21 protein-coding genes and 1 other RNA gene are annotated in these 20,445 nt (G+C 40.7%); 2 read left to right on the top strand and 20 right to left on the bottom strand.

The genetic code is table 11. The features are described from left to right. Positions 1 to 13: 13 nt before the first annotated feature. The 11 genes from HUE98_RS01130 to HUE98_RS01080 form a co-directional block, all read right to left on the bottom strand. Positions 14 to 391, bottom strand: a complete 378-nt coding sequence (locus HUE98_RS01130; RefSeq protein WP_241422069.1) for a DUF1987 domain-containing protein — start codon at positions 389 to 391, stop codon at positions 14 to 16. 2 nt (positions 392 to 393) lie between these two features. Beyond that, positions 394 to 963, bottom strand: coding sequence for a SiaB family protein kinase (locus HUE98_RS01125; RefSeq protein ID WP_241422068.1), 570 nt, complete (start codon positions 961 to 963; stop codon positions 394 to 396). A gap of 6 nt (positions 964 to 969) precedes the next feature. Next, positions 970 to 2,862, bottom strand: coding sequence for a SpoIIE family protein phosphatase (locus HUE98_RS01120; protein ID WP_241422067.1), 1,893 nt, complete (start codon positions 2,860 to 2,862; stop codon positions 970 to 972). Between the two features lie 1,008 nt (positions 2,863 to 3,870). Further along, entirely contained in the window at positions 3,871 to 4,635 is a 765-nt protein-coding gene (locus HUE98_RS01115) for an ABC transporter permease (RefSeq protein WP_241422066.1), read from the bottom strand. Next, positions 4,636 to 5,397: an ABC transporter ATP-binding protein gene (locus HUE98_RS01110; RefSeq protein WP_241422065.1), complete on the bottom strand. Its 762-nt coding sequence runs from the start codon at positions 5,395 to 5,397 to the stop codon at positions 4,636 to 4,638. It lies immediately after the preceding gene. A gap of 54 nt (positions 5,398 to 5,451) precedes the next feature. Next, positions 5,452 to 5,637 carry a cysteine-rich KTR domain-containing protein gene (locus HUE98_RS01105; protein ID WP_241422064.1) on the bottom strand — a complete coding sequence of 62 codons (186 nt, stop codon included), beginning with the start codon at positions 5,635 to 5,637 and terminating at the stop codon, positions 5,452 to 5,454. Positions 5,638 to 5,657: 20 nt separating this feature from the next. Then, positions 5,658 to 6,011 carry a DUF1048 domain-containing protein gene (locus tag HUE98_RS01100; RefSeq protein ID WP_241422063.1) on the bottom strand — a complete coding sequence of 118 codons (354 nt, stop codon included), beginning with the start codon at positions 6,009 to 6,011 and terminating at the stop codon, positions 5,658 to 5,660. A gap of 10 nt (positions 6,012 to 6,021) precedes the next feature. After that, entirely contained in the window at positions 6,022 to 6,369 is a 348-nt protein-coding gene (locus tag HUE98_RS01095; protein WP_241422062.1) for a DUF1048 domain-containing protein, read from the bottom strand. Then, the gene (locus HUE98_RS01090; protein ID WP_318036533.1) at positions 6,341 to 6,694 is read right to left on the bottom strand and encodes a PadR family transcriptional regulator; all 354 of its coding nucleotides are present in this window, start codon (positions 6,692 to 6,694) and stop codon (positions 6,341 to 6,343) included. Before HUE98_RS01090 ends, HUE98_RS01095 begins: the two co-directional genes overlap by 29 nt. 610 nt (positions 6,695 to 7,304) lie before the next feature. Next, positions 7,305 to 7,643, bottom strand: coding sequence for a type II toxin-antitoxin system PemK/MazF family toxin (locus tag HUE98_RS01085; protein WP_241422061.1), 339 nt, complete (start codon positions 7,641 to 7,643; stop codon positions 7,305 to 7,307). Next, entirely contained in the window at positions 7,643 to 7,882 is a 240-nt protein-coding gene (locus tag HUE98_RS01080) for an AbrB/MazE/SpoVT family DNA-binding domain-containing protein (protein ID WP_241422060.1), read from the bottom strand. Before HUE98_RS01080 ends, HUE98_RS01085 begins: the two co-directional genes overlap by 1 nt. Before the next feature lie 404 nt (positions 7,883 to 8,286). On the opposite strand from HUE98_RS01080, the gene HUE98_RS01075 reads away from it, so the two are divergent. After that, positions 8,287 to 8,490 carry a helix-turn-helix transcriptional regulator gene (locus HUE98_RS01075; RefSeq protein ID WP_241422059.1) on the top strand — a complete coding sequence of 68 codons (204 nt, stop codon included), beginning with the start codon at positions 8,287 to 8,289 and terminating at the stop codon, positions 8,488 to 8,490. Further along, positions 8,487 to 8,900 (top strand): DUF6773 family protein, encoded by a 414-nt coding sequence (locus HUE98_RS01070; RefSeq protein ID WP_241422058.1) that lies wholly within the window; start codon positions 8,487 to 8,489, stop codon positions 8,898 to 8,900. Before HUE98_RS01075 ends, HUE98_RS01070 begins: the two co-directional genes overlap by 4 nt. 389 nt (positions 8,901 to 9,289) lie before the next feature. Here the strand turns inward: HUE98_RS01070 and ssrA are convergent. The 9 genes from ssrA to HUE98_RS01025 all read right to left on the bottom strand — a co-directional run bounded on the left by ssrA (position 9,290) and on the right by HUE98_RS01025 (position 20,437). Next, positions 9,290 to 9,640, bottom strand: a transfer-messenger RNA (tmRNA) gene (ssrA, locus tag HUE98_RS01065). 28 nt (positions 9,641 to 9,668) lie between these two features. Next, on the bottom strand, positions 9,669 to 10,124 hold the full coding sequence (smpB, locus tag HUE98_RS01060) for an SsrA-binding protein SmpB (RefSeq protein WP_241422057.1): 456 nt from the start codon (positions 10,122 to 10,124) through the stop codon (positions 9,669 to 9,671). Between the two features lie 223 nt (positions 10,125 to 10,347). Further along, the gene (gene rnr, locus HUE98_RS01055) at positions 10,348 to 12,462 is read right to left on the bottom strand and encodes a ribonuclease R (RefSeq protein WP_241422056.1); all 2,115 of its coding nucleotides are present in this window, start codon (positions 12,460 to 12,462) and stop codon (positions 10,348 to 10,350) included. Positions 12,463 to 12,729: 267 nt separating this feature from the next. Continuing rightward, positions 12,730 to 14,700, bottom strand: a complete 1,971-nt coding sequence (locus tag HUE98_RS01050; RefSeq protein ID WP_241422055.1) for a sodium-translocating pyrophosphatase — start codon at positions 14,698 to 14,700, stop codon at positions 12,730 to 12,732. Between the two features lie 33 nt (positions 14,701 to 14,733). Then, the gene (secG, locus tag HUE98_RS01045; protein WP_241422054.1) at positions 14,734 to 14,967 is read right to left on the bottom strand and encodes a preprotein translocase subunit SecG; all 234 of its coding nucleotides are present in this window, start codon (positions 14,965 to 14,967) and stop codon (positions 14,734 to 14,736) included. Between the two features lie 393 nt (positions 14,968 to 15,360). Then, positions 15,361 to 16,650 (bottom strand): phosphopyruvate hydratase, encoded by a 1,290-nt coding sequence (gene eno, locus HUE98_RS01040; RefSeq protein ID WP_241422053.1) that lies wholly within the window; start codon positions 16,648 to 16,650, stop codon positions 15,361 to 15,363. A gap of 98 nt (positions 16,651 to 16,748) precedes the next feature. After that, positions 16,749 to 18,296 (bottom strand): 2,3-bisphosphoglycerate-independent phosphoglycerate mutase, encoded by a 1,548-nt coding sequence (gene gpmI / locus HUE98_RS01035; RefSeq protein WP_241422052.1) that lies wholly within the window; start codon positions 18,294 to 18,296, stop codon positions 16,749 to 16,751. Between the two features lie 80 nt (positions 18,297 to 18,376). Beyond that, on the bottom strand, positions 18,377 to 19,138 hold the full coding sequence (gene tpiA, locus HUE98_RS01030; RefSeq protein ID WP_241422051.1) for a triose-phosphate isomerase: 762 nt from the start codon (positions 19,136 to 19,138) through the stop codon (positions 18,377 to 18,379). A 105-nt stretch (positions 19,139 to 19,243) separates the two neighbouring features. After that, positions 19,244 to 20,437, bottom strand: a complete 1,194-nt coding sequence (locus tag HUE98_RS01025; protein WP_241422050.1) for a phosphoglycerate kinase — start codon at positions 20,435 to 20,437, stop codon at positions 19,244 to 19,246. Positions 20,438 to 20,445 lie beyond the last annotated feature (8 nt).

The raw sequence follows: 20,445 nt of genomic DNA, 5'->3' as shown, positions 1-20,445 counted from the left end.
GGTATACCTCACTTTAGAATTCTATTATTTTAAAAGGTAAATTGGACAAATCTTCTTCGAATTCTTCACCGCACTCTATTGCCGTTTCATTATCTTTATCGCAACGCCAGTGTACCTCGATTTTTTTCCCCTTCCTAACTTCTTCATCCAGTAAATCAAAGATGATCATAAATATTTTGGAAGTACTGCTGTTAAAGTAAATTATCTCAAACTCCATGATAATCTGCTTCTCTGCTTGTTCAATATATTCTATAAGCCACTGGATAACAGGCTCGTAGAACTTTATGGCATTTTCCGGGAATGATTCTCCCCTAATTGTTAAGAGTCCTGATTCTACATCAAAGTTGATGTAAGGTGTAGAATTTGTTTGTTCCATTACTAGATTTTGCATAACTAAGACCTCCGTACTACGGCTTTGAGACTGAAAAAGGAGAATTGATGATCAATGTTTACAAAAGAATACTCTATCGGTTTGCCGGCCTTTCTAGCCATTTCAATTAATCCTAAACCGGCTCCTTTACTGTTTCCTTCCGATTTGGCACTTCGCCGCCGTTCTTTATATAGGGCTTTTAGCTCCTCTTTGCCTAGAGTCTTTATTTCCTCTATTTTGTTTTTGAGAAGAGGAATATCTTGACTATAAATTCTATTACCACAATAAACATAATAGTCGCCATTATTCTCCCGGCCAATAACTACTATACCGAAACGAAGTTCCTTGTCCTGGCTTTCTTCTTCCACAGGTGTTAGCTTTTCTGCCGAATAGCTTAAAATATTATGTACCTGTTCTACAAAGATAGAAAAAACCGAGAGAGAAGCTTTGTTCCCAGCTTCTTCATACTGGAGGTTTCGGCGCAGGGTATTGCCCATACCTTCAAGGCTTGCTTGTGATATAGGGCCGCTATAGCTGAAAATAATTCTTTTATCTTTAAGTTCCTGATAATAATCATATAGTGAAAATTGCATATGGGCTCAACTCCTTTGTTTGTTTATAGTAAAGCCAATTATGGTTATATCGTCACGAATAGTTTGATTTTCAGAATGTTTTAAGAATAACTCCTCAATCTTCAGCCTTTGCTCCTCCATGGGTAAGTGGTTTATTTCTTTAACTATATGCATTAATTTCTTTTTCCCCATGGGCAAGCCTTTATCTCCTCCCGGTTGGTCTGTGTAGCCGTCGGTAGTTAAGTATAAGGAAATCCGCTTATGGTACTTTATTGCCTTGTTGGTCAACTCACCTTTCTTGCCATATTCTTGTCCGTCAATAGTAACTCTATCTCCCTTTATCTCTTTAACTCCCTCCTCATCTATAACGATGGCTGAGAGTCTAGAACTGCTTAAAAAAATACTACCCTCTTTGGTTATAAAAAGTATGAGGGCATCCAACCCTGGATTTATATGTTCATGATAGTTGCTGCCTGAAAAAGAATTCTTCATTCGCCGGTTAAGTTCCTTTAGGATGAAGGCAGGGTCATCATGGCCAATATCTTCTACTATGTGGTTTAACATGGAGTTTACAGCCATGGTCATGAGAGCACCAGGGACTCCATGCCCGGTGCAATCCCCTAATAGAAGGAGAAAACCATCTTTATAACTTCTTAGCCAATAAAAATCTCCTCCTACTATATCCCTGGGCTTCCAGATAACAAAATGGTCCTGTAATAGTTCCTTGAGTTCAACCTGGGAGGGTAGAATTGTTTCCTGTATAAGTTTTGCATATTCTATGCTTTCTTGAATTTCTAAGTTCTTTTTCTTAAGCTCCTTTGTACGTTCTGCAACTTGTTCTTCTAATTCCAGGTTTAGTTCTAAGGTTCGCTTGTATGGATTTGCGATTTTTTTTGTTATTCCATAAAACATAGCCATCATCAAGGTTACTATTATTAAGCCGGCTATTATGGTGTTAATCAAAATTACATTAAGAAAGCCCAGGCTTTCAGAACGCGGTATTTGAATTATCAGCTTCCAGTCTGTATCCTTAATGTTTTTGTAAACCACGTCATATAGTTTTCCTTCATGGTTATGATATTCCGCAACCTGAAACTTGGTAACGGGTAGGTTTTGTTCTGTTATATTATCTACCAAGTCCTGGGATAAGTAGTTATTTAGTTCTCGTTCCAGATGACTTTTGTTTTTTGAAAGATGTATTGTACCTGAATTGTCTACTAGCCAGATATCGCTATCCAACTCTTGTTCCGCTTCTTCTTTAATAAGGTCATTGATGAGGTGGCTTAAGTTTAGCCCTACGCCAGTTATTGCTATAGGATTTTCTAAGTCCCCTACTAGTACATTTATCCAAACAAAGGTTTCTTGTAAGACCTCATTGGGGTCTATGTTTATAGCGTATTTTCTTTGCATCTCTAAGGTATCAAAAAACCAACCATCGGCAGGGTTATGGGGTGAGACAACATTTAACAACTTAAATTCCCCACCTGTATATGACCAGTAATTATAGCTGATGGCACTGGTTAAAAAGGCGGTATCATAACCAAAATCCGCTACTAACTCCTTGAGTTTTCCTTCTACTATCTCCCTAGATGCCTCATCTTGGTCATTACTACGAATCCAATGTTTTAACATGGGGTCTTTGGATAGAAGTAAAGAGGCATCCACAGCCTTTTCAATTCTACCTTCAATTGTTGCCGAGATTGTTCCGGCCATGTTTTGCAAGTCACGGGTTTTAAGTTTATGTACTACTGCATTTTTTGTTATTACCATGCCGGTTATACTCATTACCAATAATGCCAGCAAAATAGCTATGCAGCCAAGCATAACTATTCGTATAGTGTCTCGACTCACATTTGTAAAGGCAGTGAACTTATTGTCTTTAGCTGAAGAGTTTAGATTATTTTTGATAGACATTGTCATTGTTTCTTTCCTTTATCATTAGAATAGCAGTAAGTATTCAGTGAAACCGCTTTAAGCGGTGCCATGGGGACGGTTCCTGCGTCCTCGGAGCGAAGCGTATTTCAATGGGGACATTTCTTGAAGAGATGTGTCCCCATACTTTAGCCGGGGAGGCGATGGGTCGAGTAGGCGGAATCTTACGATTCCAACCCCTCACAGAACCCGCCATGCGCTATTAACGCAACGGGCTCTTCACTTCACCTTTTACATCAAGTAGCTACCGCCTGCTCCTAAATCAAATATCCTTACATGAGGTTTTCCCGTTAAACCGGAAACTATTAAGTTAGCTATTCTCCTAAATTCAGCCAATTGCTAATTATTTCGAAAACATTTGGGGAATTTTTCTCGAACATCTTTAAGTAATTTATCCAATCCATATATGCCGTTGCTTTCATTGTAGCTTTCTTGGGCAGTTTCAAGTATTTTCTGATTTTTAAGATTTATTACACACTATTAGCTGGTTTTCCTTCTTTATTCTTCAATTTATTTAACCGAGTAGGAGGTAGATAATTATTTTATCTACCGACCTCTCACACCACCGTGCGTACCGTTCGGTACACGGCGGTTCCTTAGTTTATGCTTTAACAGTTTTGTAGTAATCCATGAAAAATAAGTATCCTGTTGCTTTTAACCGATTGTTGGTTATTGAGCAGGATAAGATTTGGCTATTGGCTATGTGCCAGTAGCCTTTTCTTGTGTTGGAATATTTTATTGCATTTTCATGATTGTATCCTAGTTTCTTCAGCATTTTGTATCTTGTTATGACTTTCTTCCAACGCTTCCATATAAACATTCGCAGTCTTCTGCGTAACCATTGGTCTGTATTCAATAAAAGTCGTGATTTAATGTTACAATGTAATTGACTCATATGCTATTCATCCTAATGTTTTGTCTAATTCACTTAACATTATATAGAGGTTTTAGCTGTGAGTCACTTTTTATCTATGTTTGGGCACTTAATTATACAACTTACCGCTTTTTATATACCCTCATTGCAAAGATATATGCTACAATCATAATTGCGACACACCATGCAAGGGCGACCCAAATATCGTTACCCGTCGGTTGATTGGACAGTAATGCACGGATAGCTTCTACGATAAATGTTACTGGTTGGTTTTCAGCAAAGGCGCGTACTGCTGAAGGCATAGTTTCCGTTGGTACAAAAGCAGAACTGATAAAGGGCAAGAAGATGATTGGGTAAGAGAATGCCCCTGCACCATCAGGTGTTTTAGCAGCAAGTCCCGCAATTACAGCAATCCAAGTCAAAGCAAGTGTAAATACTCCAAGAATTCCAAATACTACTATCCACTCTAAGATTCCTACTGAAGAACGGAAACCCATTAATAATGCAACAAGTATAATAACTACAACAGAAATTCCATTAGAAATTAATGAAGTTAATACATGTCCCCATAATACTGTGGAACGAGCTATAGGCATGGAATGAAAACGTTCAAATATACCACGGTTTTTATCTGTAAATAAACGGTAAGCTACATATGCAATCCCACTACCAATAGACATTAACATAACACCTGGTAATAAATAATCAATATAATTTTCTGTACCTGTTTCAATTGCACCACCAAATACATAAACGAATAATAACATAATCGCAATAGGTGTGAGACTAACTGTGATGATCGTATCCATACTTCTAAAAATATGACGCATAGACCGCCCAAACATAACACTCATATCTTTGAAAAAATATTTATTTGTAGATTTCATTTATTTCTCCTCCTTTTTACCAATGATTGCTAAGAATATTTCTTCTAATGTAGGTTGTTTCTCAACATATTCAACTTTTGCAGGCGGAAATAATTTTTTCAATCCCTCTAGTGTATCTAGAGCAATGATTTTTCCTCCATGAAGAATAGCGATTTTATCTGCAAGCTGTTCTGCTTCCTCTAAATGCTGAGTCGTTAAGAATACTGTAGTTCCTGCAGCTGATAACTCCTTTACAATCTTCCAAACTTCTAAACGTGCTTCTGGATCAAGACCTGTTGTTGGCTCATCCAGGAAAATAATCTTTGGATTTCCCACAAGACTCATTGCAATATCAATTCTTCTTTTCATACCGCCAGAGTAAGTACCAACTCTTCGATCTGCAGCCTCTGACATACTAAAACGGTTAATTAGCTCATCTGCTACTTGATCTGGATTAATAAGATGTCTAAGTTTTGCTATCATTTGAAGATTTTCACGTCCAGTCAATATTTCGTCAATAGCAGCAAACTGACCTGTAAGACTGATAGAATTTCTAATCTCCTCTGGATTTTTTTCAATATCAAAGCCATTGATCACAACACTTCCAGCATCTGCTTTAAGTAAAGTAGCCATGATTCTGATCATCGTTGTTTTTCCAGCTCCATTAGAACCTAATAATGCAAAAACACCTCCCTGCTCTACTTCAAAATCTACTCCTTTGAGTACGTGTACATCCTTAAATGATTTTCTTACTCCTTTAATTTGTATGATATTTTTCTTCATCTTCTTATCCTCCCTCCAAAAATAAAGAGCCGACAACTATGATTTAAATCACGGTTATCGGCTCTGCGTCTTAGCGTCTGGCTCTTTAATAACTGATATATTCAGTTGTTTTACATTGATAATTGTTTCCTGTTTACACTTGGGACAAAATATTGGAAAGTTTTCAAGTACCGTATCAACACCTATCTTGACCCGTGTTTTGTTGCCACAGACCGGGCATAATATCCACTCGTAATTCACACTCTACCAATCCCTCCCTTTTACTTTGTATTATCCTTGACAACCTTTTTTATTGCCTTGTTGACTTCTTGATTAGCAGATTCTTGACAGATGTCAGCGTAAGTTTTTGATTCTTTGATTAGATCGTCGCAGAAAACCGCTACGTCACTTCCCGTAACCTCAAGCACGCCTTTCCCTAAAGCTGCGCCTTCTTCAAAGAGATCGACAATCCCTGAGAGTAAATCCGTCCCGTCAGTTAGCTCAACAGGGCCGACTTTGAATAGATACTTTTGAATCTCTTTATAAACAATCTGATACTCGCTCGGGAGCGCTTTGACACGTGCCTTGTGCGCTCGCCACTCTTTTTTTCCTTCAATGATATCTCGTATTCCCATTTTCACCCTCCTATTTGTCTAACTTTTTAGCAACATTATAGTTGAGCTGTTCGCGCCACTTATCACGAAAAGACTTTGCCCCTTCTTCGCCGGCCAGCGCTGAACAAAAGCCTTCGATATCATCGCCTAAAACCTCTTGAACACTTTGTCCCTCCACCGCCGATTCTTCAAGTAAACCAAGCACACCGTCAAGAATTGGCATGATGTTGCGGCCTGTGAAATCTGAATAAACCCAAATGTTGGCATTAATTTCGTCCCATGCTGCTCGATAATCAGTTGGCAGCTTTTTAGCACGAGATTCAAACCCTTTCATTTCTTTCGTCATATCGTTACCGGTGATTTTTTCCCAAAAATTCATTTTTCCCCTCCTTCAAATATTTTATTTTTGATGCAACAAATTCCCATTTTTCCCAAAACATCCGTAAATCTTCACGTCCCGCATCGTTGAGTACATAAAACTTTCGCGGAGGTCCTTTGTCAGATGGCTTTTTCGTTATCTCCACCAGCCTGTTTTTCTCTAGGCGCACCAGGATGGTATAGACTGTCCCATCCACGACATCTGTAAAGCCAAGATCATTCAGCTGCCTCGTTATTTCGTAACCATACGTTTCTTTACGGTTTATAATTTCAAGGACGCAGCCCTCAAGCACGCCTTTGAGCATTTCTGTTAGATGTACCAGGATATTCACTCCTTCCTATTTAGTATCACCGGTATGCAGTATTACTTATTACGCCTATATAGTATCACACAGTAGATAAATCTGTCAATGGCGATCATGATTTACGCGGAGTAAACAAGGAATACCATGACAGACTATAAATTAGGCACTTTGTTGCCCGGAGATTCAGGCACTTGCCTCCGGTAATTCCTCAACGTGGCTCTTACCTTGAGTATGTGACGCGAAGCCTTTTGTCTGGGTATGGGTGTAGAATTCTAGCTTGACCAATCGAAAAAACCTCTTGAAAGCTTCTGAAGAGGACAGCTTTTACAAAAATACTTTCACTCATTAATTATCCTAAGCCAAACAAAACGTCCCCTTGGCACTCGTCCCCTTGGCACTTGGCACACTTTCTTTGAAACTACCACAAAGCAATAAAACCGCTCTTCTATAATAGAGGAATGGCTTTATTGCTTGTTATTCGCCTATTCAGGCAAAATAAAAACCACCCACCGATAAACTCTTTTTATCAATAGATGGTAGATTATTTGGTGGAGGCGGCGGGATTCGAACCCGTGTCCGAAGGTGTACCCACACCAGTTTCTACGGGTGCAGCTTCATGGTTAGTCTCGCCCTATATTTCCTCTACAAAAGAAATAATAATATCAATTACCTCTTCAACAAGATCTTTAGGAACCTTCTCGAAAAAAATGACATTTCTTGCTATTATATCAAGGGACTTTACTTGCTCACACATGATAACACCATGTGTTTTCGTTCGCTCATCCAATTCTATGTGCAAGGGGAAATTTCTTTTCGTATTGGTTATAGGACACACCATGGCCAGTTTAGTAAATTGATTGAATGTATTGTTACTAACAATCAATGCAGGTCTCTTCCCTTTTTGTTCATGACCTGCCTGTGAGTCAAACTCCAAATAAACAATATCACCTTGCTCCGGGATATAACCCATTACCACACCTCTTTACCGGTTGGTTTTCCTGTCTCCCATTCGCTGCATTGATAATCACCCCTATATTCTGATATACGCTCCTGCAATGTTACATGTTTTTTCACCGGGATAATTATCAAATTGCCTTCCTCTACTCGGATTTCAACCTTATCATTTTCTTTTAGAGATGCCTTTTCAAGGATGGCTTTGGGTAACCTGACTGCTTGACTATTCCCCCACTTTTGAATCGTAGTAAACATTCGAATCACCTCTTGCCTTAAGTATATACGGTGTTTACACAATTGTCAAGTGGGGATAACCAGGGTTAACGGTTGTGTTTTTGCATTACATAATATATTCCAGTTTGACTTTTTTCCTGAAAGATCATGGCATTTTTATCACCTCAATTTATTCTAACAATTTGGTAATAATGGCAAGTAAAACAAAACGTCCCCTTGACTTCCCGGGGCTTTACGTGTGCCCGAAATATCTGCGATCATATCCCCATAGCAGTAAATAACCACATTGTATGGATTAGAAGAAGCTCTTACTTTTTCTACCCATTTTTTATAAAGCAATGTAATATATAGTTAACATCGCTTTAAATGTAATATATAATTAACATATAGCTATTACTTACAATCTCTAAAAGGTAGGTGGTCATTTGAATAATAATGTTAAGTTATCCCGTATTAATAATAATCTAACACAGCAGCAATTAGCAGATCTGGTAGGCGTTACTAGGCAAACTATACATTTAATTGAAAAAGGCAACTATAATCCTTCATTAAAGCTATGCTTAGAAATATGTTATTCTTTAAATAAAACCTTGGATGATTTATTTTGGGTAAAGGAGAATGAAAAATGAAAAACCATATTCAAGATGAAAGAGTTATTCAAGAAAAGCGTTTGCAAAGAAGCACAGCATTTACAATTTTATATTTCGGAATTTTGGTAGCTTTACTATATAGACAGTTTATTCTTCAAGACCCCGTTTCCAGCTATTGGGATCTGGCGATACTGTTTTACGGTGTAACTTTTTATCTTGCGGCAAAAAATGTAGGTTCCGGTTTTTTTGTTACTGCCTCGAAACGTATAATACCTACATCTATTGTTGCTGCTATCGTTTTTTTATTCACTAACTATTGGTGGTTCGACAGAACATCCCCAACTGAGCTTATAATAGGAGGTATCACCTTCTTCGTCGGTTTTTGTGCGTTTTTATTATTAATGAAGTATCTTTCAAAAAAAACAAATGAAAAACTATTAAAGGATTAGTATTTACGCAGAAGCTATTGTTGATTTCCCTATATACTCTACTAAAACGTCTTCGCATTATATTGACATAATTAGCAGCCTCATTACAGATATTTCAAACTCTTTTACAAATTGTTTAAGATGGCAAACCGACCAAAGTTCAACCTGATAATCCAATACCCGATTTTTCTATACCCTTACATTTTACATGATACTCTACTTGCATAGTGACATTCAATGAAATTAAGTAACAACTTTTAATTTTCTCAATTTCTTTCAGAGCCGGGGTGTGCATACATTTTGGCAGAAAGGTGCATATATGCCAGTGCTTTAGCTGATTATTCCTCCAAAAAACCTGAAAAGCCCTTGCAGCAAGGACTTTTCATTGTATCAAAATTTGAGTTTAAATTTGGTGGAGGCGGCGGGAATTGAACCCGCGTCCGAAAATGTACCAGCAGAAGCGTCTACGAACATAGTCTTGATTTTTCTTTTCGTGCCGTTTTACCTCAAGACAGGGAATAGACGGTCACTAGCTCGGGTAATTTCCCTGGTTCTGAATATGAGCACCTTCAGACAGGTAGCCTGCTACTTGTCGCCCAGCACCGGTTTCACAGGCAAAAACCGGGTGGACGGCTGCTTTATCTAAGCAGCTAAAGCGTAATTATCGTTTGCAGTTGTTTTATTTTCCATGTTTTGACCGGGTCACGGTCCCGGGCTCGCAACTTCTACCTATACCACCCTCGTCGAATCCTTACGCCCCCAAATATAATAAACTTTTTTTAGTTGTTCTTACTTCTGCCTTTCCCTAAATGCCCTTTCAATCTCCCGCTGAGCAGTTTTTTCATGAAGCGTCTTTCGCTTATCATAGAGTTTTTTCCCCTTGCCCAAACCCAGCTCTACTTTTATTTTGCCATTTCTAAGATATAATTTCAAGGGGATTATTGTATAGCCTTTTTCCTTAATGAGACCGATGAACCTTTTTATCTCCATTTTATGCATTAACAGTTTTCGTGTGCGCAAAGGATCATGATTTGCTATATTTCCCTGCTCATAAGGGCTGATATGCATATTGTATAAAAATAGTTCTCCCCTATCAACCCGGGCAAAACTATCTTTTAGATTTACCTTGCCGGCTCTAATAGACTTCACTTCGGTGCCCTGCAGCACAATGCCTGCTTCATAGGTTTCTTCAATATGATAATCATGTCTTGCTTTTCGATTTTTGGCAAAACTGTTCTCACTCATTTCATCTCTCCGGGGAAAAGTTAACCCTACCTGTCTTTTCCCGGACAAATAGGGCAGCTTTCTTTTCTGTGAACTAAAAATATTATTTAAATCACTACTTAAAAGATTGTATCATCATTTCAAGTCCATGTCAATGGCTGTAGTTTGTGCCGATATGTACTGCGTGTGCTATCTTGTGGTTATGTCACCTTATGAAGCAGGAGAACCAAGTTCATATTTCCTTTTAATCTGCTAATAAGAAATCAATATTCCTCTCTTCCCGATTTACTTTACTGACCAATATTTTAACCGGGTCGCCAATACAGTAGGTTTTTTTGGTTTTTTCCCCTACCAGGGAAAATTCTTTGCCGATGAAATGATAGTAATCATCGGTCATACTGCTTATATGAACCAGTCCCTCAATGGTATTCTCCAGCATCACAAACATACCGAAGTTCATTATGTTGCTGATAATAGCAGGAAATACCTGTCCCACCTTTTTCTCCATGTACTCTACTTTCTTCAGATCCTGGCTCTCCCTTTCCGCCTCCATGGCCATCCTCTCCCGGGTAGAGCAGTGCTCTGCGATATTGGGAAGGTCTTTTTTTAATTTCTTTATTTTTTTACTAGAAAGTGCACCATTCTTCACAATTTCCCTGGTTATTCTATGTATTACTAAGTCAGGATAGCGTCGGATAGGTGAAGTAAAATGTGAATAAAATTCAGAAGCCAACCCAAAATGCCTTTCCCTCACCTCGTAGTAACGGGCCAGTTTCATAGACCTTAAAAGAATGGTATGAATAATCTTTTCTTCCTTCTTACCCTGAGCCTGCTCTAAAACATTCTGCAGCGTGGATGGGTGTAGATTTTTAAGACTCCCCTTTAAGGTATACCCAAAGTTGGTTATATAGTCTCTAAAATTTATAATTTTTTCTTCATCAGGGTCCGGGTGAATCCTGTATAGGAATGGAGCTTTTAGATGATAAAAGTGTTCTGCCACCACTTCATTACAGGCTATCATAAATTCTTCAATCATACTCTCGGCAACGCCCCTTTTCCTTTCCTCAACATGAATAGGGTGTCCCTCTTTATCCAGTTTCACATAGGTTTCCGGAAAATCAAAACCCAGTGAACCTCTGATCTGCCGATTTTTCTTTATAGTTTTGGCCAGCTCCTGCATGTTCTGCAGCATGGGAAGAATTTCCTGATATTTTTCCTTTAATGCCGAGTCGTTCTCCTCAATTATCTTATTTACATTCTGGTAGGTCATTCTCTCGTTAATATTAATTATACTGACATACATTTCATAATTTATTACTTTTCCATCATTGCTCATGTCTATTAACACGCTTAAGGTTAACCGGTCAATATTGGGATTTAAACTGCATAACTCATTGGAAAGCCGAGGAGGTAACATAGGAATTACCCGGTCTACCAGATACACACTGGTCCCCCGCTGAAATGCTTCCCGGTCTAAAAAACTTCCCTCTCTGACATAATAACCAACATCGGCAATATGCACTCCCAAACGATAACCTTCCCCCGTTTTCTCAAGGGATACAGCATCATCTAAGTCTTTAGCCTCCTGGTCATCAATGGTAATTATCAGCATGTCCCTCAGATCTTTCCTCTGCTCATATTCCGAATCATCAATCTCGTCGGAATACTTTTGTGCTTCCGCCAAAACCTCTGAGGGAAACTCCTCCGGAAGATTAAATTTCTTAATAATGGAGGTAATATCTACCCCGGGCATACTTTTATGACCCAGTACCTCGATAACGTTCCCCTGAGGGTTTCTTCTTTTTTCCGACCATGCGGTAATTTCCACCACTACTTTGTCCCCATTCTTTGCCCGGCGGGAACAGCCCTTAGGTATAAATATATCTTGTATAATCCGGTGTTCATCGGGCACCACAAAACCATAGTTCTGGGAAGACTCATAAGTGCCCACCAGGGTTTTATTAGCCCGATCTAATATACGGATGATTTCCCCTTCAGGCCTTTTATCATCTGATTTTTTTAATAGACGGCAAATTACTCGATCCCCGTGCATGGCGCCGTTTATTTCATTGGGACTTACAAAAACGTCTCTCTGATCCTTTTGTTCCGGAAGAATAAATCCGTAACCTTGAGGATGAGCCTGCAGGTATCCAACTACTAAATTCATTCTTTCGGGAACCCCATAACGATTAAACCTGGTCTTGACTATTTCTCCGTTCTCTTCCATGTCTTTCAACAGTCTGGTAAATTTTTTAATATCTTTTTTCTCTGTATTCATCAAGGTGACTAACTCTTCAAGATTTAAAGGCTTATAAGCCTCTTCTCTCATATAATCTAAAAGCTTTTCTTTGATGGACATATTTTTCCCCCTTCTCCAAAGGATAATATAACATTATCCCCACAATTAGCCAAAAGTATGATTAATTATTTATTTCGATCCTGCAAAGAGATAAATTTTTACAGTCTTACTCTATTATATAGAAAAATTGGTAAAAGAGAAACCTTCTGGGTATTGAAATATGTTAGCTCCCATAAAATAGAAGCCTGCGAGTCACCCAGTTCGGAAAAAAAGTACAATGAAAAGGCAGGCAAAGAACTTTGCCTGCCTTTTTAATAATCTGTATATTTAGAACAATGGTGCAAATACCAAGGCTACAATACTTACCAGCTTGAGCAGAATGTTCAGTGAAGGACCGGAGGTATCCTTGAAGGGGTCACCTACAGTGTCACCAACAACGGCTGCAGCGTGAACTTCTGTTCCTTTGCCGCCATGGGCTCCACCTTCAATGTACTTCTTAGCGTTATCCCATGCACCACCGGCGTTAGCCATGTTGATAGCCATACAAACACCAGTTACCAGAACACCAGCCAAAAGTCCGCCCAAGGCCTGTGCTCCCAACACAAAACCGATAAAGAGGGGAACTACAACGGCCATGATACCGGGTACGATCATCTCTTTCAAAGCAGCCCCGGTGCTGATATCAACACATTTTGCATGGTCGGGCTTAGCTGTGTAATCCATGATACCAGGATTTTCCCGGAACTGACGCCGCACTTCTTCAATCATCATGAAAGCAGCTTTTCCAACAGCTTCCATGGTCAAAGCGGAGAACAAGAACACCATTAAACCACCAATTAACAGACCGGAAATAACTTCTGCACTGGTGATGTCAATAACATCCAGGTTAGCTGCCTGAGTAAAGGCCGAGAACAAGGCCAGTGAAGTTAGAGCAGCAGAACCAATAGCGAAACCTTTACCAATAGCAGCAGTGGTGTTTCCTAAGGAGTCCAGCTGGTCGGTAATCTTACGAACTTCTGGACCTAATTCTGACATCTCGGAAATACCACCGGCGTTGTCAGCGATAGGACCGTAAGCATCAACAGCAATGGTCATACCGGCGGTAGACAGCATGCCCACAGCAGCAATAGCAATTCCATAGAGGCCCGCAAACTTAAAGGCCACCAGGATAGCAATTACAATCACAATAATAGGAAGGGCGGTAGATTTCATACCTACAGCCAAACCAGCGATAATGTTGGTTGCCGGGCCGGTTTTGGAAGCTTCAGCAATTCCCTTAACGGGAGGATAGTGGTCAGAGGTAAAGTATTCGGTAATCTTACCAATAAGAACCCCTGCCAGAAGGCCAGCAATAACAGCAATAAAGACACCCATTCCATCTTCTGCACCCAGCAGAGACCTGGAAAGGAAGAAAGTAGCAATGACAACAATAACAGCACTTACATAAGTGCCCCGTTCCAGAGCTGCGCTTAAACTGGCTCCCTCTTTAACCCGCACAAAGAAATATCCTATAACAGAAGCAATAATTCCTGTGGAAGAAACCATCAGGGGCAGCACTACCCCTTCCATTCCAAAAGCTAAAACACCCAGGGTTAAAGCAGCAATAATAGAACCTACATAGGATTCAAAGAGGTCAGCACCCATTCCGGCTACGTCACCTACGTTGTCCCCTACATTGTCAGCGATAGTGGCAGGGTTCCGGGGATCATCCTCAGGAATTCCCGCTTCAACCTTACCCACCAGGTCTGCACCCACGTCAGCAGCTTTGGTATAAATACCGCCGCCTACACGGGCGAAAAGAGCGATGGAGCTGGCACCCAGAGCATATCCATTAATAACTTCAGGGTCACCATAAATCAAGTATAAAACACCAAGACCTAAAAGGCCCAATCCAACCACGGAAAGGCCCATAACGGTCCCGCCGGAAAAAGCAACTACCAGGGCTTCATTAATCCCGGTACGGGCAGCCTGGGTAGTTCTGGTGTTGGCTTTGGTAGCAATCTTCATACCAATATATCCAGCAGTAGCAGAAGCAAGTGCTCCCACCAGGAAGGATATAGAAGTCCCCCAGTCAATAAAGATCCCCAACACAATTACCAAAATTACAACAAAAATAGCCAGACTGCGGTATTCACGGTTTAAAAAAGCCATGGCCCCTTCATGAATGGCGTCTGACAAATCAACCATAGTCTTGTTGCCGGGGTCAGCTTTTCCGACTTTGTTAAATAGATACATAGCAAACAATAGTCCTATTGCTCCCGCAATGGGTGCTAAGATTATGTAGCTCTCAATATCCATATTTATTCTCCTCCTCCTTCAAAATAATGTACCTTACACATGAAAAATAGCTATAATAATTGAAAATATCATAAAAATTGCGGCTAGATAAGCAGTAATCTTTCCAAGCAGCTCTTCCTTGCTTTTCTTCTTTCCCCACAGAGCTTGGCCGCCACTGCCTCCGGATATAGCTCCAGTTAATCCTCCCTGCCCTCCCGACTGCAGGAGAACGGCTGAAATCAATGCAACAGATACTATTAGATATAGAACGGTTAAAGCAGTTTGCAAACAAATCACCTCCTTGGACTTATTAACTCTGTGGTACGCTTTAACTCCCCCTGCACAGCAGGAGGTTTTCCGGGATCGACTTGACCTTAGAATGTCTTCCCGGGGCTCCCGAAGGCGCCAAGTAATATAAGGTTAATAGAGCTGACTTTAGGCCAGTCTCCATAAACATTTTTTACCCCGGAAATTCCGGGAACCCTACTATTTAAACCAAATAATAAAGCTTCATACCTAAAGGTCCAAATATATAAGGGACATAGTTATAATTCGCAAGAAGCCATAAAAATTCCTTCTTTTTTTAATACTTTGTCTGAATTTTTTTAAATTTTCTAAACCTGTTAAAACACTATCTTAACAATATTTTTCATATCATAAAAGGGTATAAATTCAGCATTATTATTTCAGCCCAAATTTTTTAAATTCTTCTTTTCCGGCATAAAATCCTGTTTGATTCAATTCCTCTTCAATCCTTAATAAACGGTTGTATTTTGCCAATCGTTCAGAGCGGGATGGTGCCCCGGTTTTAATCTGTCCAGCACCGGTAGCCACAGCCAGGTCAGCAATGATATCATCCCCAGTTTCCCCTGAACGATGGGAAATCACCCAGGTATAGCCATTACGTTTGGCCAGGTCAATAGTATCCAGGGTCTCTGTAACGGTACCAATTTGGTTCAGTTTTATTAAGATGGAATTAGCAACCCTGCGGGAAATACCACTGGATAGTTTTTCCGGATTGGTTACAAAAAGGTCATCCCCTACAATCTGAAGCTGATTACCGACCCGGTCCGTCAAAAGCTTCCAGCCCTCCCAATCCTCTTCATCCAACCCATCTTCTATAGAAATAATGGGATAATTCTTTAAAAGATACAGGTAGTAATCTACCATCTCTTCAGAAGTTTTTTCCAACCCTTCCCCCTCCAGGTGATACGTGCCTTCCCTGTAGATTTCGCTGGCCGCTACATCCAAGGCCAGGTGAAAATCCTGTTTGGGCTTGTATCCTGCAGCTTCAATGGATTTAATAATAACCTCCAGGGCCGCCTCGTTGGAAGAAAGATTTGGAGCAAATCCACCTTCGTCTCCAACAGAAGTACTTAACCCCTCCTTAACCAAAGCCATTTTTAAATGATGGTAAACTTCGGTCCCCATGCGAAGAGCTTCCTTAAAACTGGGGGCTCCCGTAGGCAGGACCATAAACTCCTGGATGTCCACATTGTTATCGGCATGCTGACCTCCGTTTAAAATGTTAAACATGGGAACAGGAAGAATGTTGGTGTTTACTCCCCCCAGGTAACGATACAGAGGGATTGCCAGAGCTTCCGCCGCTGCTCTGGCCACAGCCATGGAAACACCCAAAATAGCATTAGCCCCCAGATTCTTTTTATTTGGAGTCCCATCTAACTCTATTAATAATTGGTCAATATTATTCTGATCCAGGGCATCTTTTCCTTCTAATTCCGGTCTAATAATTTTTTTCACATTTTCAACAGCTTTTAAAACACCCTTACCCTGGTAACGTTGTTTATCCCCATCCCTAAGTTCCACCGCTTCAAACTTACCGGTAGAAGCTCCCGAAGGCACCGCAGCCCGGCCAAAAGCACCGCTGGACAAGTAAACATCTACCTCCACTGTGGGATTCCCCCGGGAATCTAATATCTCTCTAGCTTCAATTCCAATAATTGTGGTCATTCTATATCCTCCTGTTATAAATTTTTAATTTTTAATTTTTTCTAAGTATATATAGCCTTATGCTCTTAACCCAACTGCAGTAATTAGTAACTTTTAACTTACTTTTGCGCTATTAAACTCTGCCCGGTCATTTCCCGGGGCTTCTCTATATTTAGTATTTCCAAAATAGTAGGAGCTATATCAGCTAAAATTCCTTCTCCCCTTAATTGAATGTTAAAATTATCCCCAATCAAGAAAAACGGTACCCGGTTGGAGGTATGGGCTGTGTGGGGCTGCCGGGTTTGTAAGTCGATCATTTTCTCTGAATTTCCATGGTCAGAAGTAAGCAGTACAACCCCCCCTCGGTTTAAAACAGCCTCCACAACTCTACCCACACAGCAGTCCACCACCTCTACTGCCTCAATGGCAGCTTTAAGGATACCGGTATGTCCTACCATATCAGGGTTTGCAAAATTAATCACAATCACATCATAAATGTTTTCTTCTATCTTTTCCAATACGGCTTCTGTAACCTCATAGGCACTCATCTCAGGTTTAAGATTATATGTAGCTACTTTGGAAGAAGGAATTAATATACGATTCTCCCCCGGATATGGTTCTTCCAGCCCACCATTAAAGAAAAAGGTTATATGGGCATATTTTTCAGTCTCTGCAATCCTTAGCTGGCTCAAACCTTCCCAAGACAACACTTCTCCCAGAGTTAAGGTCAAATTATCCGGTGGAAAAGCAACGGGAGTATCAATGGTAATATCATAAAGGGTAAAACAGACAAAATTTACCCGAGGAGGAGCTTCTCCTCGATTAAAATGAGGAAATTTATCATCAACCAGGGCCCTGGTTATCTGCCGGGCCCGATCCGGCCGAAAATTAAAAAAAATCACACCATCTTTTTCCCTAATTAATCCCCGGGGTACCCCCTGTTCATTCAGTACTACCGTAGGCAGCACAAACTCATCAGTCTGACCGTTCTCGTATGCCTTTTCCACAGCATGCAGTGAACTGGCCGCCACCTCCCCCTGTCCCAATACCATAGCTTGGTAAGATTTCTCAATTCTTTCCCACCGCCTATCCCGGTCCATGGTATAATAACGCCCACTGACTGTGGCCACCTCACCAATTCCCAAAGCCTTGGTTCGAGCTTTGAGATCAGTCAGATATTCTTTAGCATTTGCCGGAGGTACATCCCGGCCATCCAGCACAGCATGTATGTAAACTTTAGATAGACCCTGTAGTTTAGCTAAATCCAGAAGAGCATACAGGTGACGAAGGTGACTGTGCACTCCTCCATCGGACACCAACCCTATGAGATGCAGGGAAGATTTGTTTTCTTTAACCTGCTGGATTATATTTAATAGTGCGGGATTTTTAAAAAAACTACCATCTCGTATGGCTACATTTATTTTGGTTAAATCCTGGTAAACAATTCTGCCGGAGCCAATATTTAAATGACCTACTTCAGAATTACCCATCTGTCCTTCTGGAAGCCCTACCACTTCTCCGCTGCACTCTAAACTGGTATAAGGGTAACGACTTTGGTATGAATCTATATTAGGTGTCCTGGCCAGAGCAATAGCATTTCCCTCCAGGCCAGTTTCCAGGCCCCACCCATCCAATATGGTAAGAACCAGGGGTTTTGGCCTCTGCATATGGTTCTCCTTTCAAAATATATTAGAATATAATAAAACATCAGATATTTAAAAGCTGCTAATGATTAAAACAACAATTACTAGAAATTATTGGCAGCAGTCACCATTTTTATAAAAGAATCTTCCTTAAGACTGGCCCCACCAATCAGGGCGCCATCAATCTCTTCCTGGGCAAGGAGATCCTCAAGATTGTCAGGGTTTACACTGCCCCCATATAAGATAGGAATATTTTGGGCTATCTCGGGTGAGAAATTATCAAATACCCACTGCCGAATAAATGCAATAACCTCCCGGGCATCCTCTACAGAGGCAGACCTGCCGGTTCCAATAGCCCAGATAGGCTCATAGGCAATAGTTAAATCAGCGGCTGAGGATGAATCTACCCCCAAAAGGCCCTGTTCCAGCTGCCTTTCAATAACCTTTTTAGTAATCCCCTCTTCCCTCTGTTCCAGGCTCTCCCCAATACAAAAAATTGGTTTTATGTTAAAAGAAAAGGCAGCTTTAACTTTATCATTCACCTGTGAATCCGTCTCCCCAAAATAACCTCTTCTTTCAGAATGTCCAACAATCACATAACTTACACCCAGATCAGATAGTAAGTATGGGGAAACCTCACCAGTATAAGCTCCTTCCTTTTCCCAAAATAAATCTTGGGCTCCCAGTTTAATAGAAGTATTTTTCAGATCTTCCACCATATTAGCCAATGATAGAAAGGTGGGACATAAAATCACTTCCACACCGGTAAATGACTCACAGGCAGGGACAACCTTCTTTACAAACTCCCTGCTTTCAGAAACCGTTTTATACATTTTCCAGTTGGCTGCAATTACAGGTTTGCGCACTTTAATAAAATACCTCCTCTTTATGTTGCAAGTGTCAAGGGGACAGTTCTTCTGACAAACCTTGACACTAAAGCCCCGCCCCTACTAACAAAGGGCGGGGAATTTTTACACCTTAACTTTTTCTGGTAAAACTGACAGTGCAGGGAGTTCTTTCCCTTCCCAGAACTCCAGAGCAGCTCCTCCACCCGTAGAAATATGTGTCATTCTGTCGGCAACCCCTGCCCGTTCTACAGCAGCCACCACATCGCCTCCACCTATAACCTTAACCGCTTCCAGATCTGCAATAAAGTGAGCCGTCTCTACGGTGCCCTGAGCAAAATCTTCAATTTCAAACATACCCAGAGGGCCATTCCAGATTACCGTCTTGGCTGTATCTAAATATTCCTGAAACAAGTCTACTGTTTCAAGGCCTATATCCAAAGCCATCCAATCCGATGGGATTGAATCTGCCGCGACTACCTTCTGATCAGAATTTTCCGAAGCTTCGCTGGCAGCTATAAAGTCTACAGGTAGAACAAATTTTGCTTTCTTTCCCTCAACCATAGCCAGTATTTCTTTGGCCGCTTCTACCTTATCCTCTTCTACAAAAGATTTTCCCATCTGATATCCTTTGGCCTTTAAAAAAGTATTAGCCATACCTCCTCCGATTAGCAGCACATCCACGATATCTATAAAATGAGTGATCAGCCCAATTTTATCGGCAACTTTTGTTCCTCCCAAGATGGCCACCAGTGGCCTTTCAGGGTTTTCCATCACTTTGCTCATCACAGAAATTTCCTTTTCCATGTTTAAGCCTGCAGCAGAAGGCAGAAGTTCAGCCACCCCCACCGTGGAGGCATGAGCCCGGTGACAGGTACCAAAAGCATCATTCACATAGAAATCAGCCAGCCGGGCAAATTCCTTGGCTAACTGTGGATCATTGATGGTCTCTCCCGGGTGAAACCGAATATTTTCCAGCATCAGGATATCGCCATTCTTCAACATATCCAATGCTTTCAGCGGTTCTTCTCCCACCACATTATCCGTTTTGTACACCGGCATTCCCAACATCTCTGCCAATTTTTTGGCCACGGGATCCATGCGCAGCTCCTCCACCACCTGACCCTTAGGCCTGCCCAGATGGGAAGCAATAATCACTAAAGCTCCCTGCTCAACCAGATACTGAATGGTAGGGAGGCTGGAACGAATTTTGTTCTCCTCTATAATCTCCCCATCTTTGTTTATGGAAACGTTTAAGTCTACTCTTAACAATACTCTTTTACCCTTGACATCCAAATCTTTAACACTTACTTTATTCAATCTCTATT

It is taken from the genome of Candidatus Contubernalis alkalaceticus (assembly GCF_022558445.1).
Classification (GTDB): domain Bacteria; phylum Bacillota; class Dethiobacteria; order SKNC01; family SKNC01; genus Contubernalis; species Contubernalis alkaliaceticus.
This window is presented reverse-complemented; position numbering and strand designations above follow the sequence as displayed.

Coding starts and splice junctions, on each gene's coding strand:
- HUE98_RS01130 (WP_241422069.1), bottom strand. CDS start 391: ATGCAAAATCTAGTAATGGAACAAACAAATTCTACACCTTACATCAAC.
- HUE98_RS01125 (WP_241422068.1), bottom strand. CDS start 963: ATGCAATTTTCACTATATGATTATTATCAGGAACTTAAAGATAAAAGA.
- HUE98_RS01120 (WP_241422067.1), bottom strand. CDS start 2,862: ATGACAATGTCTATCAAAAATAATCTAAACTCTTCAGCTAAAGACAAT.
- HUE98_RS01115 (WP_241422066.1), bottom strand. CDS start 4,635: ATGAAATCTACAAATAAATATTTTTTCAAAGATATGAGTGTTATGTTT.
- HUE98_RS01110 (WP_241422065.1), bottom strand. CDS start 5,397: ATGAAGAAAAATATCATACAAATTAAAGGAGTAAGAAAATCATTTAAG.
- HUE98_RS01100 (WP_241422063.1), bottom strand. CDS start 6,011: ATGGGAATACGAGATATCATTGAAGGAAAAAAAGAGTGGCGAGCGCAC.
- HUE98_RS01095 (WP_241422062.1), bottom strand. CDS start 6,369: ATGAATTTTTGGGAAAAAATCACCGGTAACGATATGACGAAAGAAATG.
- HUE98_RS01085 (WP_241422061.1), bottom strand. CDS start 7,643: ATGGGTTATATCCCGGAGCAAGGTGATATTGTTTATTTGGAGTTTGAC.
- HUE98_RS01080 (WP_241422060.1), bottom strand. CDS start 7,882: ATGTTTACTACGATTCAAAAGTGGGGGAATAGTCAAGCAGTCAGGTTA.
- HUE98_RS01070 (WP_241422058.1), top strand. CDS start 8,487: ATGAAAAACCATATTCAAGATGAAAGAGTTATTCAAGAAAAGCGTTTG.
- smpB (WP_241422057.1), bottom strand. CDS start 10,124: ATGAGTGAGAACAGTTTTGCCAAAAATCGAAAAGCAAGACATGATTAT.
- rnr (WP_241422056.1), bottom strand. CDS start 12,462: ATGTCCATCAAAGAAAAGCTTTTAGATTATATGAGAGAAGAGGCTTAT.
- HUE98_RS01050 (WP_241422055.1), bottom strand. CDS start 14,700: ATGGATATTGAGAGCTACATAATCTTAGCACCCATTGCGGGAGCAATA.
- eno (WP_241422053.1), bottom strand. CDS start 16,650: ATGACCACAATTATTGGAATTGAAGCTAGAGAGATATTAGATTCCCGG.
- gpmI (WP_241422052.1), bottom strand. CDS start 18,296: ATGCAGAGGCCAAAACCCCTGGTTCTTACCATATTGGATGGGTGGGGC.